The sequence below is a fragment of the Lederbergia ruris genome (assembly GCF_018332955.1).
GTDB classification, from domain to species: domain Bacteria; phylum Bacillota; class Bacilli; order Bacillales; family Bacillaceae_C; genus Lederbergia; species Lederbergia ruris.
Genome location: NZ_BORB01000064.1, coordinates 1 through 13,676, shown reverse-complemented (window position 1 = coordinate 13,676; position 13,676 = coordinate 1). Strand labels below are relative to the sequence as shown.

General features: G+C 34.7%; 15 protein-coding genes and 4 pseudogenes. 11 read left to right on the top strand and 8 right to left on the bottom strand.

Translation table 11 applies throughout. The features are described 5' to 3' along the window. Positions 1–36: 36 nt before the first annotated feature. Together KI363_RS22430 and KI363_RS20740 are read left to right on the top strand one after the other, a co-directional pair. Entirely contained in the window at positions 37–399 is a 363-nt protein-coding gene (locus tag KI363_RS22430; protein WP_212967513.1) for a MerR family transcriptional regulator, read from the top strand. Positions 400–404: 5 nt separating this feature from the next. After that, positions 405–1,313: a DUF2268 domain-containing putative Zn-dependent protease gene (locus KI363_RS20740; protein ID WP_373306821.1), complete on the top strand. Its 909-nt coding sequence runs from the start codon at positions 405–407 to the stop codon at positions 1,311–1,313. A gap of 275 nt (positions 1,314–1,588) precedes the next feature. Here the strand turns inward: KI363_RS20740 and KI363_RS20735 are convergent, their stop codons facing one another. Next, the gene (locus KI363_RS20735; RefSeq protein WP_212967511.1) at positions 1,589–1,831 is read right to left on the bottom strand and encodes a hypothetical protein; all 243 of its coding nucleotides are present in this window, start codon (positions 1,829–1,831) and stop codon (positions 1,589–1,591) included. A 121-nt stretch (positions 1,832–1,952) separates the two neighbouring features. Here KI363_RS20735 and KI363_RS20730 point away from each other — a divergent pair, with 121 nt between their 5' ends. The 5 genes and pseudogenes from KI363_RS20730 to KI363_RS20715 all read left to right on the top strand — a co-directional run bounded on the left by KI363_RS20730 (position 1,953) and on the right by KI363_RS20715 (position 4,870). Further along, positions 1,953–2,156, top strand: a complete 204-nt coding sequence (locus tag KI363_RS20730) for a helix-turn-helix domain-containing protein (protein ID WP_246516974.1) — start codon at positions 1,953–1,955, stop codon at positions 2,154–2,156. A 23-nt stretch (positions 2,157–2,179) separates the two neighbouring features. Then, a pseudogene (locus KI363_RS22150) lies at positions 2,180–2,420 on the top strand (LysR family transcriptional regulator); the annotation flags it as partial. A gap of 844 nt (positions 2,421–3,264) precedes the next feature. Continuing rightward, positions 3,265–3,516 carry a type II toxin-antitoxin system Phd/YefM family antitoxin gene (locus KI363_RS20725; protein ID WP_212967509.1) on the top strand — a complete coding sequence of 84 codons (252 nt, stop codon included), beginning with the start codon at positions 3,265–3,267 and terminating at the stop codon, positions 3,514–3,516. Continuing rightward, positions 3,501–3,767, top strand: a complete 267-nt coding sequence (locus KI363_RS20720) for a Txe/YoeB family addiction module toxin (protein WP_212967508.1) — start codon at positions 3,501–3,503, stop codon at positions 3,765–3,767. Before KI363_RS20725 ends, KI363_RS20720 begins: the two co-directional genes overlap by 16 nt. Positions 3,768–4,657: 890 nt before the next feature. Next, complete coding sequence (locus KI363_RS20715; RefSeq protein ID WP_212967507.1) at positions 4,658–4,870, top strand: hypothetical protein; 213 nt, start codon at positions 4,658–4,660, stop codon at positions 4,868–4,870. Positions 4,871–5,058: 188 nt separating this feature from the next. Here the strand turns inward: KI363_RS20715 and KI363_RS20710 are convergent, their stop codons facing one another. The 4 genes from KI363_RS20710 to KI363_RS20695 form a co-directional block, all read right to left on the bottom strand. Further along, on the bottom strand, positions 5,059–5,454 hold the full coding sequence (locus tag KI363_RS20710; RefSeq protein ID WP_212967506.1) for a hypothetical protein: 396 nt from the start codon (positions 5,452–5,454) through the stop codon (positions 5,059–5,061). Positions 5,455–5,671: 217 nt separating this feature from the next. Then, positions 5,672–6,823: an acyltransferase family protein gene (locus KI363_RS20705; RefSeq protein ID WP_212967505.1), complete on the bottom strand. Its 1,152-nt coding sequence runs from the start codon at positions 6,821–6,823 to the stop codon at positions 5,672–5,674. A gap of 102 nt (positions 6,824–6,925) precedes the next feature. Continuing rightward, positions 6,926–7,147 carry a hypothetical protein gene (locus KI363_RS20700; protein ID WP_018705612.1) on the bottom strand — a complete coding sequence of 74 codons (222 nt, stop codon included), beginning with the start codon at positions 7,145–7,147 and terminating at the stop codon, positions 6,926–6,928. A 24-nt stretch (positions 7,148–7,171) separates the two neighbouring features. After that, positions 7,172–7,885, bottom strand: a complete 714-nt coding sequence (locus KI363_RS20695; RefSeq protein ID WP_155555141.1) for a GAP family protein — start codon at positions 7,883–7,885, stop codon at positions 7,172–7,174. 96 nt (positions 7,886–7,981) lie between these two features. Here KI363_RS20695 and KI363_RS20690 point away from each other — a divergent pair, with 96 nt between their 5' ends. Together KI363_RS20690 and KI363_RS20685 are read left to right on the top strand one after the other, a co-directional pair. Next, the gene (locus KI363_RS20690; protein ID WP_212967504.1) at positions 7,982–8,587 is read left to right on the top strand and encodes a TetR/AcrR family transcriptional regulator; all 606 of its coding nucleotides are present in this window, start codon (positions 7,982–7,984) and stop codon (positions 8,585–8,587) included. Between the two features lie 650 nt (positions 8,588–9,237). After that, positions 9,238–9,465 (top strand): annotated as a pseudogene (locus tag KI363_RS20685) (LOG family protein); the annotation flags it as partial. Between the two features lie 351 nt (positions 9,466–9,816). Here the strand turns inward: KI363_RS20685 and KI363_RS20680 are convergent. Both KI363_RS20680 and KI363_RS22145 read right to left on the bottom strand, forming a co-directional pair. Then, the gene (locus KI363_RS20680; protein WP_212967503.1) at positions 9,817–10,419 is read right to left on the bottom strand and encodes a hypothetical protein; all 603 of its coding nucleotides are present in this window, start codon (positions 10,417–10,419) and stop codon (positions 9,817–9,819) included. Between the two features lie 337 nt (positions 10,420–10,756). Continuing rightward, positions 10,757–10,899: pseudogene (locus KI363_RS22145) on the bottom strand (TetR/AcrR family transcriptional regulator); the annotation flags it as partial. 216 nt (positions 10,900–11,115) lie between these two features. On the opposite strand from KI363_RS22145, the gene KI363_RS20670 reads away from it, so the two are divergent. Continuing rightward, positions 11,116–11,328: a hypothetical protein gene (locus KI363_RS20670; protein ID WP_212967502.1), complete on the top strand. Its 213-nt coding sequence runs from the start codon at positions 11,116–11,118 to the stop codon at positions 11,326–11,328. On the opposite strand, the gene KI363_RS20665 is transcribed toward KI363_RS20670, so the two are convergent. After that, positions 11,297–12,049 (bottom strand): alpha/beta fold hydrolase, encoded by a 753-nt coding sequence (locus tag KI363_RS20665; protein ID WP_158323960.1) that lies wholly within the window; start codon positions 12,047–12,049, stop codon positions 11,297–11,299. The genes KI363_RS20670 and KI363_RS20665 overlap by 32 nt on opposite strands. A 318-nt stretch (positions 12,050–12,367) precedes the next feature. Here KI363_RS20665 and KI363_RS20660 point away from each other — a divergent pair. After that, positions 12,368–12,962, top strand: a pseudogene (locus tag KI363_RS20660) (TetR/AcrR family transcriptional regulator). The last annotated feature ends 714 nt before the right edge of the window (positions 12,963–13,676 follow it).

Below are 13,676 nucleotides of genomic sequence, written 5' to 3'. Positions count from 1 at the left end.
GTAGCGTAATACCTTAGTCTTGAAATATGGAGGTGAATTACACTGTTTACAACCGGGGACGTTTGCAAAAGAACTGGACTTACTGAACGCTCTATACGATACTATTCTAATTTGGATTTATTAAAAGTAAGGAAGAATGCTAACGGCCAGTTAGTTTTATCCAAATTAGACTTAGAAAAAATTGTACAAATACTCGCTGCGAAGATTACAGGTTATAAACTTAAAGATTTAAAAGACCGACAACCTTCATTAGGATTAATTAAAAATGACTTAATACAAATAATTGCTGACTTAGAAAATATATTATTTCATTTAGACCGAACTAACTCCGAGGAAAATCTTATGGAAAATATAAAGTTGCTCCAAAATTATAATGTTAAATATTTGCTAAAAAGGTGATTAAAATGGGTATGACTTATAAGGTAATCGATACAGTGGAACAATACGAAGAATTACTTGCGATTACGGATTTGGAAGAAAGAAAAAATTACTTTCGTTATACAATGATGGAGCCATTTAAGGAAATGTGGAATTTAATCAATGTTCCTATAAAAGCAAAACAAGAAAATGGTTATGATGTTATAATGGCTACAAAAATGCTTGGTTATGCAGATGTTTCCAACGGTAAACAAATCCAACAGGGGTTATCAATCCTAAAAGAAAATAACGCTTATACAGTAGTGGATAATACCATCAAAAACTGTATAGAAAACGCTAATAAGTCGGGTTTGAAAGTAAACGCTGATGAAATAAAGTTTGGATTGTATGTTGCAAATCCTGATAAATTGAAGCTACAGAAAGGATATACGGGGTTCGGAGGTATTCCCGGGTTTATTACTGTGAATATCTATCCAAATGAATATAATTTACCCAAACTTCCCGCAGTTATTGCTCATGAATTTCATCACAATATTCGTTTTTCTTATTTTGATTGGGACCATGGTAACGTAACAGTAGGAGATTATCTTGTTATAGAAGGTTTAGCCGAGTCATTTGCAAAAGAATTATACGGAACAGAACAATTAGGACCTTGGGTTACTAGCATGGATAAAGAAGAATTAGAGTATTCAACCGATGTTATTAGTGAAGCTCTTAATGTAAAAGGGTTTGCCGAAGTGAGCAGTTATATGTTTGGTGATGAAATTGCGGCACAAGAAGGGTATCAACCTGTTGGGCTTCCTTTCTGTGCCGGTTATGCAGTAGGATATAAGGCTGTTCAGTCCTATATGAAAAAGTATAATAAGACAATTTATGAAGCAACTTTGGCTTCCACTGATGAAATAATTAATGGATGTGACTTGTTTTCTAAGTAACCCTCATAGTTCTGCAAAAGGGCGCGATTTTGGGACAAAAAGGATACACATACTAGATATGTGCTATCCTCTTTTATTTGTTTTTTTGGTATCCGGATTGTCGTCTGGACTTAATTTTGTATGTTAAAATGGTGAAGTCAAAAATGCAAAGAAAATAGATAAAAAGCAAGCACCCTTTGTTTAACTAGAAATATCTTCATGGATATTTTAGATAAAGTTACAGCAACCAGTGTGCTTACATAAAGACGTTCCTCTCTAAAAACAGTACATACCTTTTATCCATTTTGATCAAAAACTATCCCTTCTAAACGAGTTATATCATCCATTAGGCTTTCCTGTTCATAATTTAATAATCTAATAAGTTTTATTAACTCTGGAAATGCGTCATCTTCTGTATAATATTTATCCGAAACCAAGTTATACGTAACATTAATCAATATCTCTTCCATTTCTGCAAAGTATAATTTACGACTTAATTTGTCTATTAATAAATCCTTTGCCGCTTTTTCTGTGGTCATTCAAATCACTCCTCCAGATTATAGAATAAATTTGTACCTATATAGGTACACTGTTGATGTAATTATACTGTACGCTTTAAGGTACAGTCAATACATGGGGAGAGATTAAACATTGAAAAAGGTGCATTTACAACTCAATCAATTACTACATCGTCATAACTTATCCATTACTCAATTACACATTAAAACAGGTATTCGTCGTGCAACGATTAGCGAGTTGGCAAGTGGTAAACGTCAGCGAATCCAATTAGAACACATAGATAAAATTGTGAACGCGCTAGATATACGCGATATGAATGAATTATTTCGTATTGAAGAAGAATGATTTTTCACAAAAAGTAAAGCAGAACTCAGTCCGGGATAAGTCGTATGGTTAACGATTTAGAAAAAGAATGGGGGATTTTCCTTTTTGAGGACGTGCTGGTATCTGTTTAACCTCGTATGGCTTAAAGTTACTGCCCCAATTAAAGCGAATCTGTAATGAGCATGGAATCTTAATGGCACAAATTAGTCTGGTATGATTCGTATTGGGATATTTTCCAGCGTTGCAACCCACTGGCTCGCTAACATGATTAGGATTTTTAAGAAGTAGCCAATATAAAAATCTTTGTAACTAATACTTTGGTTTAGTGGGAATAAGAATACAACTTAATTTGAAGTGGGAACGCCTATTTAACAGCATTTGTCCTAAGCTAAAATGGACAAAATAAGAAAAAAAGATATAGTTCCCTACCAAGAATAAATTTTGGTAGGGAATTTTGTTTTTTCATTGAATTCTGGTAGGGGATATATTCTATGAATAACTTGTTTATATTTTGGAGTATAAGGGTTGGAACACAACTGTAATAAAACAAGAATATGATGGTATTACTGGTGATATTATAATAAATGCAGCCGTTGAGTATTGCGGACATAATGAGCCACTAGTGCGGCGTTTTGAACCACCGTTTGCGGATAATAGAGCCAGTGAATGCAAAGGTGAGAGCCGGTATATATTGCTATTGATATAGCAACAATCCCACCACCCTTGACCTTGTTTGTGTCCGTGGTAGTGGTTTTAATGGCGAATGGCGAAAAAACAGCCTTTAGGGCTCCATCCGCGTCAATAGCGTACCACGAACAATCACTTCTAAGTTCCGCTGGCGGGGCCCCATCACTAAGAAGTGGCACGGCGGTCAAGGGCAAGCAGCTAAAGCTGTGGTTAAGATAGTGTTATATTCTAGTGTGAGTGGAACGTCTTTGTTATAACTGGATCTCCATTCCGCAATAGGTGGCTCTTTTTTCCGCATTGACTGGCTCAAAAGTACGCATAAGTGGCTCAATTCATCCGCAATATTCAGCCGTATAAAAATAGGTATTTACAACTTGACGTACATAATGACGTACGTTACTATTTAGTGTATAATCAATTATAAAAGAAAGGGGGAATTGTCATGTTGAGTTTCAACCCCACAAATGCAAGAAAAAACCTTTACCAATTGATTAAACAAGTTAATGAAGATAATACACCGATTGAAATAACTAGCGCAAAAAATGATGATGGCGCTGTTCTTGTCAGTAAAAAGGATTGGGACGCCATACAGGAAACACTTTATTTACAAAGTGCTGGGGTTCTTGATCGAATTAAACAATTTGAAAATGAAGAGACAGAGGATTTGGGTGATATTGATTGGGATACGCTATAAAAATAAAAAAGAACGCCAAAAAAGATTTACCCAAACTAAAAGGGGCAAATCTTCATAAAAAATTTGATAAACTAATTGAAGTGATAAAAGAAAATCCTTTTCAAAATCCTCCGCCATTTGAAAAATTAGTCGGTGTACCGTACTATTCCAGACGTTTGAACATTCAGCATAGGTTGGTTTATAGTGTTAATGAAGAAAAGAAAGAAGTAACGATTTTGTCGGTGTGGTCACATTACGAAAGAGGATTATAATAAAGAAGCACTAAAAAGAGCAGTTGTCATGAAAAGTCGTAGCAGCTGCTTCTTCTACGCCGACGCGAGCATCTACACAAAAATCTTGATGGATTAAAAGTGAATCACATTGAATGACCGCATCACTTTCTATACGGTTATTACGACATTCGGCTACACAGTTATTACACCTTGAATGTTTTTTACAACTCATTATAGTACCACCTCCCTAAATGAAGTTACTATTTTAAATGAGAAGCGGAGACAACTTGTAACGGCTGATATACAAGGGGAGGACCTATTTTAAATGATTCGGATGGAATTCTTGGCACCTAAGTTCAACGTATCATTGCATTCTGGCAAAAACCCCGAATTGGCTGTTATTCTCCTAGGAGTTTAGTAACTTTAAAGGCGATTTCACATGAAATTTCGTCGTTGGTTAAGGGGAAGGCTGGATTAGGTAAAAAGCTTGCACCCCAGTTATTGAGTTTGTCGAATTCTTTTGAGTCAGTCGGCAATGGGTTGCGATTGAATTCAATGCCGGACATGCCCGACATACCAATATTTATTTGATGCTTTTTCAGGATCTGACGGTTCTTATACCGGTATAGTAAGGGACATTCTACGAATCTGTTTTTTTATTCATTGTTTGCCGTATTATTGATTTTAATTTTTTCAGTATTGATTGTATGTTATCATAGGTTAAATGGAAATTATTCTATTGAAGCTGATTTTCTTGCATATGTGGAAATTCAGAAGCCATAGATTAAAAGATGATAAACTTGTGAATGTAAACGGTCATCCAGACATTGAGTTTGATTCTATAGAGGAAAAAGACCCGAATTATATAGAAGAAAAAGGAAAAATAATTAAGCAGTAATAATTAGATAAAATTAATAGGAGGTAATAATATGAGTAAAGAAGTGACTAATGAGCAGATTCTACAAGCTATTACAGAATTATCAAAAGAAGTAAGAGATGTAAGACAAGAGGTAAGAGATGTAAAACAAGAAGTAAAGAAAAATGCTGATAAAATCGACAAGTTAGATGCTAAGGTAACCGTATTATCAGAGGGATTACTAGACACGCAAGCAGAAGTAAAAATTCTTAAAAATGCAAAATGATAATTGTAATGAAAAGCAATGTCCTGAATTAAAGGGTATTCCGATTAGCGTGTGGAATTATGGTTGATTAGCGTATATTAAACTAACTTAAAAAGGTTAATTCAAGATTATTATAAAAATATTAAAAACAAGCTTCGTGTTGAAACCATCCCCTTAAACTGTTTGAAAGTGCTTCTCCTGATCACTCATCAATGACTCGCTAAACGTTTTTCAAAATCTGTCTTAAACGATAAAATAGCATCAATATTTACAGCAAAATCATGGTCACTGATATTAAAATTAGTTACAAACTCGCCGGATCTCTCACGAACCATAATTGTAGGGCGGATGTTGTCGCCAATAGCGTCCTGAGTTACGGAACTTCCATAGAAATACCAGTTAGTTTCAGTAGGTGCATTTGCGGCTGCATTCTTAGATAAGTCATTTTTTATTATGTCGTATAAGGTATCCATAAACTCTTCAGTAAGATTAATGTTTTTTCCATATTCACCATCAACTGATATATCAGCATATCCATACCAAATATTCCTGCTTGATCGCTTTCCGTCATTTGAAGTGAATGTTTCATCAAACAATGCTCTCATTTCCTTTACCCTCCGTTAAAATAAAATTTCATTCCTACCATTATACATAATTTGAAAGAAAGTACATAAATATGAAACGTTAATTAGAATACTCACGATTTTTTCTACTATTATTTTGTCTGTGAATATATTGTATTGGGAATTCTATCATATAACAAAGATATTGTTTTTCATTATTTGGGCATTTACCATTCCCATTCTCCACTGTTACCCTTTCCTAAAGAATCTTTGACACAAAGGGAATCTGCCTAATTATATAACCTAACAAGAAGCAAAGTGGTATCGTGATCAGAATCGTAGCTAGAAATATGAAGGATGGTGGAAAGTGGATGACCTTCAATCCAGCCATAACAATAGCGATAATCGGTATATGAATGATATAAATCACGAAGGAATGGGCTGACAAGAAGCTCCAACCTTTTCCTTGATGAAAAACTCTTTTGCGAAAGAATATGATTAATCCGAGAATGATGCCAACACAAAATAGAGCTTCCCAAAGAGAATAAACCAAAGATGTCCAGTTCCAGCCTCCAGAAAACTGTAATCCGTCTAATCCAAATATCAAGACTAAGGGAAGGAGAAGAATCGATGCTCCAATTGCAATTCCAAAACCCGCCCTACCCATAGAATCAGGAATATTTCGAAACCAATTGCGTTGGTAAGCGATGATGCCCAAAATGAATAGCCCGACATATTGTGGGAGATCATAGCCGCTTGCTGTAAAAAGTCCAACGAATGATTGAACCCCGGGAGATCCACCGGGTAAATCAAGAGCAGGGACCCACAGTCTTATGATGAAGTATCCTACCGCTAATATCATGACAAAGACTGTAAACATCCTATAGGTGGGTGGCGTACTCTGACGAATTACTGATAGCTTATTTTTACTCATAAACTTCGCCCAGACTGCGTATAAACAAACGAATACGAAAAGTAGCTCGACGTACCACATCGGGCCATAGGTTAAATGTGAAAAATAGGTTTGCCATGTAAATGGCTCCTGGTTAAGCATATAGACTTCAATTGATTGAACTTGGCTAAGAATGAGAACGTAGAAGATAAACGGGACTAGGAACCGGATGAATCTATCTTTGATAAATCGGGTCGCTCCATTACGTTCAAAAGATGATGGAACAAAATATCCGGAAATAAGAAAAAACGTCCCCATGAAAAAAGTCTGATTAAAAGCAAGGAATAGAAGGCCCATAACAACCCCAATAGACCCTTGTGATAATACCTCGTTATAGATGGAAAAATACACTAAATGATGTAGCACTACTAACATTGTAAGAGCTGCCCTTAGGTTATCAATAAAGTATAACCGACCTTCCCTTTGGAGAGACGAGCTCCCTATATGTCTTGAATTCATAATAATTCTTATGTTCCCCCTATTAATATTTAAAAATATATCTCAACGGAGCATCCGCCAAGCTGGACGGCTATGTATAATCCGTCCTATTTGCTCTATATTCTAATTTTCACTTTTAGTTGATCCGCCTATTTTCCAAGAGGCTAAACCTATGATCCCGCCAACTACAATAAATATAATGTCCATAACAATTTCAAATCCCTGAAACGCATCAATATAATTTACCAAAAACCAACTTTTTCCACCATTAGTCAAATGATTGATTAATCCGCCTACTCCCTGTATAACGAAAAGTAGACCAAGTCCACTGATAATTTCTTTCATGATGAACACCTCATTAATAATTTTTTAATTTAATATGCCTCTAATACCGATGTTGAAAAAAACCGCACCTACTACTCCTATCGCTACCAAGAGTGAGGAAATCGGTGCTTCATTTAATTTTGATCTAATTTTATTTAGAAATTGTTGCAGTCTCTCTTTAAACATAATATTAACCCCTAACAAAAGAAGAGAAGGAAGCACCATTACAAGATTGTAGCCAATTATAATAAAGATAGAAGAGGAAGGCTCAATTGTTAGGTGATTCATTAACAAAATTGAATAAAAGTAAGGCAACGCAGTTACAAATTCAATTAGAAAAACAATGATACCTAATATGATCATCCCTTTCATCGTTGTTTTTTGGGGCATAAATGAAATTAAACGTTTTTTTGTAGTATCATTTGGTTTACTGAAGCTAATTAGAACAATAGCTGCTCCAAAAAGGATATAAAACCAATTGATAAAGTCAAATTCAGATAATTTTCCAATTCCTTTCAATAGTGAATCTCCACCAAAGTATAGTAATAAGCCCATGATGAAGTAGCCAAACTGCGTAATAAACAAAAAAACAAGCAAGCGAGAAGATAATTGATTAGGCTGTGTCAATAATAAATAGGCAGTTACAGCAAGTACACCAGGACTTAATATATCAACTAATGCGCAAATAGAAATAATTAGCAAAGCTATTGATGTGTCTATTGATGAAGAAGGCATTAATGCTTCAATACTTTCGATCAAATATAGAGTCCCTCCTTTTTATATGTTATAATTTAAATAACACATCGTATTAAAAACATAATAACACACTGTGCTAAAAAGAGGAAGTGATTTTTCATGCCAAGGATTGTTAATCATGAAAAAAAGAGGAAGTCAATTGCTGAGGCCGCTTGGAGTATTATTAAGGAAGAGGGAATCGAAAAGGCATCTATAAGAAGAGTTGCTATTGAAGCAGGCATGTCTGCTGGAGCGTTAAGACATTATTTTTCAACTAAGGATGAAATGTTATTATTTATCATGGATTATTATCTGGAAGAAGGGAAAAAACGTTCTCAAAGTAAAAGTTGGTCAGACAATCCATTGCAGGCAGTCGCAGAAGTTTTATTGGAGCTTGTACCAATTGATGAAGAAAAGAAAATCGAAACGAGCGTTTGGTGGATCCTTGCACTTCAGTCACTTACAAGTGATACATTAAAAAAAAAAAAAGATGAAATGACTAACGGTATGTATGAATTAGCAAATTCAATGATCGAGATATTAGTCCTACAAGGGATTTTATCTGATTCAACTAATGTAAAATTAGAAAAAAGTAGGCTAGCGGCATTAATTGATGGATTGTCCATTCATGCTCTGTTAAGACCTGATGTCTACTCTCCAGAAAAGGTGAAGGAAGTAATCCGTTATCATTTAGAAACACTCTGCGATGAAAGTAAATTGAGTTAATTGATCATGTATCTGAAGTTATAGTCCATTTGTGTTATAACGAGATGCACTTCAAAGGGGCATTTTGTTGAACAGTTGCATGAAGTAGGCTTTAGTATATTACAGCTTTTCCTTCCATTACAGGCATAGCCGTCATATTTTTAGTAAAAATACAGTTCACGGATAAGCTTGTAACTAAGTTAAAAATAAATTATTTTAGAATGGCAGTAAATTAGATGAAAAATTCACATTTTTAATCATAGGTTTAAAAAATAGTTACTTTTCAATAAAAATCTGATAGGAAGTGTGAAAATATGTTGGATACTATATGTTTTTTCTGCAAAAATAAATTTACGATTAATCATTCTGATTCACAATATTATAAAATCAAAAAAGGAGAAAATAAATATTATATATGTAAAAGTTGCAATAATTCATTTCAACAAGAAGCGATTAATAAAACTGGAATAAGTCCGGATCAAATTGATGATTATGATAAGTTTTTCCGGTATAAATAAAACTCTCTTTAATATCGCGTAAATGTCAATTTTCTCATCATTCTTACAAAACTTCCTGTAGAATATTCTCAATGAGGGGATCGGAACGAAAGCGATTAATCGTGCGATAGCTTAGTACGTAACCCTGCACTAGCCACATCATGCGAACACTGTGGAGCAAGTGTTGGTGTTATGGGAGCAGTTGCGGATGCTGTCTTAGATGAAGGTATACAAGTTATTGGAATTATGCCTAGTTTTTTAGAGCAGAGAGAAATATCGCATAAAAGATTATCCAAGCTGATAGTTGTCGAATCTATGCATGAGAGAAAGGCTAAAATGGAAGAGCTTGTAGATGGCTTTGTCGCTTTGCCAGGTGGACCAGGAACATTAGAATGTCACTTTAGGAGATATATTGCACACCATTTAAACGCTATTTTGCATTAAGTAAATATAAAAGCCTAATTTCTCAACATTAAAATTGAGAAATTAGGCTCATAGAAGGACATTAAACCCTTTCGATCATGATGCATAATGTCCCAGGTTTTTCTAAACTTCATATTCCTCTTTGCTCTGGTTAAATAAACAAATAATAATTTACTCTAGAAGTTTTAGGTGACTGATTATTCACAAAGTAGCCTGTTTGTTGAACTAAGATCAATAATTAAGGCTGTGAGTTTATGATACCATCCAAACACAGAAATGTTGAATGGTTGTTTTAAGATTCCCTTTTTTTCGTGGACATTACCATTTTTCTCATCTAACTCGATAAGATGAGACTTGGTCGTTCCAAGAAGTAGTACCAGACATTCCCCAAGAAGTTAAATTGGTGGTAAAGTATTTGTTTGGATAACTTACAAGAGTTAAATAACGACCACCATAATAACGATTTTGATAGAGCCTAATCCAAGAACCAGGAGCTACAGATACAGCAGATATTCTGTTATCCCATGCAGTACTCAGAGAAGTGACCTGAGTTCCAGGATACGCAATTAATGATCTTCCATATCCATGACCCGAAGTATGTTCATATAAATAAGTTGGTCTTGCCATTATACCTATTGACTGACTAGATAATCGCTCTGTAACTTTTTGATGATATGCTTCATATTTTTCTGGAGTTGAGAAGCCATGTACCTTTTCTCCTTGATCAGTTGCTTCAACTACCATTCCAACAATTTTTTTATGTTTACCTGGTGCATATTTTATTCCATCTACTGTGTCAACTTTTAGATCCTGATCTGGATTCGATGTTAAACTAGCTGCATTTGTTCTACCTTCAAAACTAAAAACTAAAGAGAAAACTCCTATTAGGGCTATTAAAGCTAAAGACAGATTACGTATCATTTTTCTTTTCATCAAAGTTCCTCCTCTTAAATTAAAAGTCAATCTATTGTAGTGCAACTTTTTTCAAAACGGTTAAACTTTATTTTAAATCCACAACACGATATTCTTTAACTTTTTCCGCTTGAACCTCACCTTCCTTTTTGTAATAATATGACTTAATTTTCACCTCCTTAATAATTGACTGACTTTTCTGGTAAGATATAATATTTACATAGACCTGCACCTACTTGTCCCATGTTTTTAAAAGTGATTTCAACATATGAATGGCATGTTTCTGCTTTTTAAGATCCAACGGTTTCTGCCATCGAAGTTGCCCTTCTAATAAAAGCATCATTTGGAAAGCAATGTCTTCACATTGCATAAGAACCTCTTTGATTAGTTGTTCCTTCGATGTAAAGTGGTTTTGTATAACGTCATAGTAGCTACATTTGCTTCCTCAATAATTTTCTTTATTCCAACAGCATGAAAACCGTGATAGTTTCGAGCATTCATAAACACTCCTTATTAATAGGAAATCCTTTAATCTCTTTTAATGTATAAAAAAGAAACAGTGGTACCACTGGCTCTAGTCATGCTGTTTGAGAATAGCCATTACTTTTGTCATTTAATTTCTCACCAACTGATATAAAGACGTGAAGGTGTCATAAGTTATCAATATTCTTTAGGTGGAGACAGCCCCATGGATTCATTGACTGGAACAGGGGTAACATGGCACTCTATTTTATTGAGTATGATAAAAATTTTAAAAACTTCAATGAAGAAAATATAAAAATCATAGATATACTTAATGAAAATACAGAATTAGGTGAATGGAAATCCTTAGATTTTGCTAGTTTTGGCGTAAGTGGTTTAGAATTATTTGTCTATGGTGATAAGATGTCATTTCTGATTACCATTCTGGTAAGCTCAAAAAAAGACTGATATGGTCAGAAACTTCCTTAGAGTGGGTCAAAGTGATGATGTGATTAGCACCAGGTATACGCACAAAGTTAATATTGGGAATTTCCTTATATAATTGTGCGATTTTAAAGAGATCTTCTGAGTCCATCTCGCCTATGATAAAAAGTGTCTTCGTTTTAATTTCTCCCAATCTTTCCATCGCTGAATTGGAGGAAACAGTTTCGAATGTTTTCCAATCAAAAGTCTTTTGAATATTGTGTATCATCATTTCGCGCAATAAATCGTATGCTTTTCCGAAAGAAACACTCCAGGAAGGCTCGCTTAATGTTATATTAGTCATTTTCTCGACATCTGGTGCAGCTTTAGAAACTCGGCTCTCTAATTCCGCATGTTCGGAAGAAAATTTAAACCCCGACAGGCCTGGAGCGATCAATACAAGTTGAGACACCCTTTTTGGATAGGACAGAGTAAAATCAGTTGCAATTTGTCCACCTAGGGAATGTCCAACGAGGGCACCTTTCTTAATTTTAAGATGATCCAAGAGTTTTCTAAGATCCTCAACATAATCAATGGGTTCATTCGGAACAGGTGACTTCCCTGCACCCCGGACATCAAGAGTGATTACTTTGAACGACTTTGAAAGATGTGGTGTGATGAATTCCCAGTCACGTGAATCCATAGCTCCACTATGAAGTAGTATAACCGGCTTTCCGTTTCCTTTAATTTCGTAATGAAGATCCATCTATTTCATCTCCTTTCCCTGAAAAAAGTAGGCCTTGCTCATGACTATCTTCGTTTCATTTCTAAGATTCCTTCCCTTATCCCCAAGCTGTTTATAAAACCATTTAATAAACTTATTCGGTTATAAAGGAAGTTTAATGTACCTTACAAATGATTTAATTGCTCAAGAAGGTCCTATTTCACCACTTTTATAATGCCCATCCTCTTTAATGTTCCAATAAGTGATTTCAAGAATTTAAACATCCTCCTTATTTATTTAACACACTGTGATGAAATGATAATAACACAGTGTGTTAAATAAAAGCAAGAGGTGATTTGAGTGCCGAAAATAGTTGATCATGGTCACAAAAGAAAAATGATCGCTGAAACGGCTTGGAAAATTATTGAAACGGAAGGCATTGAAAAAAGCATCTATCCGAAGAATTGCATCTGAAGCTGGAATGTCTACCGGAGCACTAAGACATTATTTCTCAAACCAAGATGAATTATTATTATTTATTATGGAATATTTTCTTGCTCGTGGGAAAGAACGGTCGGAGAATAAATCATGATCAAAAAACCCTCTTATTGCGGTACAGGAAACGTTGTTAGAATTAGTTCCTGTGGATCGGGATAAACAAGCTGAAACTTGAGTTTGGCTAGTTTTCGCCATTCGCTCACTTACAAGTGTAGCTTTGAACACAAAAAGAGATGAACTAACTGAAGGAGAATATATTTTAATGGAGGCACTGCTTGAAATATTGATAAAAGTAGGCTATGTAAGTAAAGACATAAATATTGAAATAGAAAAATTAAGGCTTTCGGCCGTCATTGAAGGTTTATCCATACATGCTCTATTAAGACCGGAGATATTCACAATTGAAAAAACGGAACAAATTATTACTCACCATTTAAATGAACTTTGCAACCAATAATATATTAAGTTAAACACTTGTTTTTTAAATAAACCCTGTGGAATAACTCGGCAATGAAAAGAAGTAGGATCCCACCATAAAATCCGAAGAGCCATTTTAAATTAAAATGATTTTAAAAGTAAGAAATTAGTAAATGGCTAACTAAAGGGACTTCATCCGAATTCGGAGTTTATTAAAAATGCCACAACTCAATTTATAGACGAAATAGCATCTGAATTAAAAGGAGAGGAATTCATGACACCGGGAATGACATCAAGGAAAAATCTCGTCGGAATATTATACTTGAAAAGTAAATTAATAATTTCGGAGGTGTAGTTATGTCTAAACGCCAAACTGGTTGGACCGAAAAGAAAATAGACTGATATTATAAAGAAGGCCGTGGCAAGGAGAATTAGGCAATTATAAGCCTTGGCTGACGATCCAAGATGTGCTGTCCCTTTCCTTGACTTAATTATATCATGATTAATCAAAAAATTCAGTCTTTTTTTAATTTTTTTACCTGCTAGTATTAATCAAGCGGTGTAGACGCTTCGATGAGACATTTAACATGGTCAGATGAGCTTTTTTGTTAAATGATTTATCGAATCAATAGGTAGTGTCAAAAATTCTATGAAAACAAAAGCCTAAAGTAGCTCTAAGGTCTAAATGTGGTGGTAAGCTGCCGCAATCGCTCTTGACAAACACGCCAATGGTTTGAATTCAGGCTAACAAGGG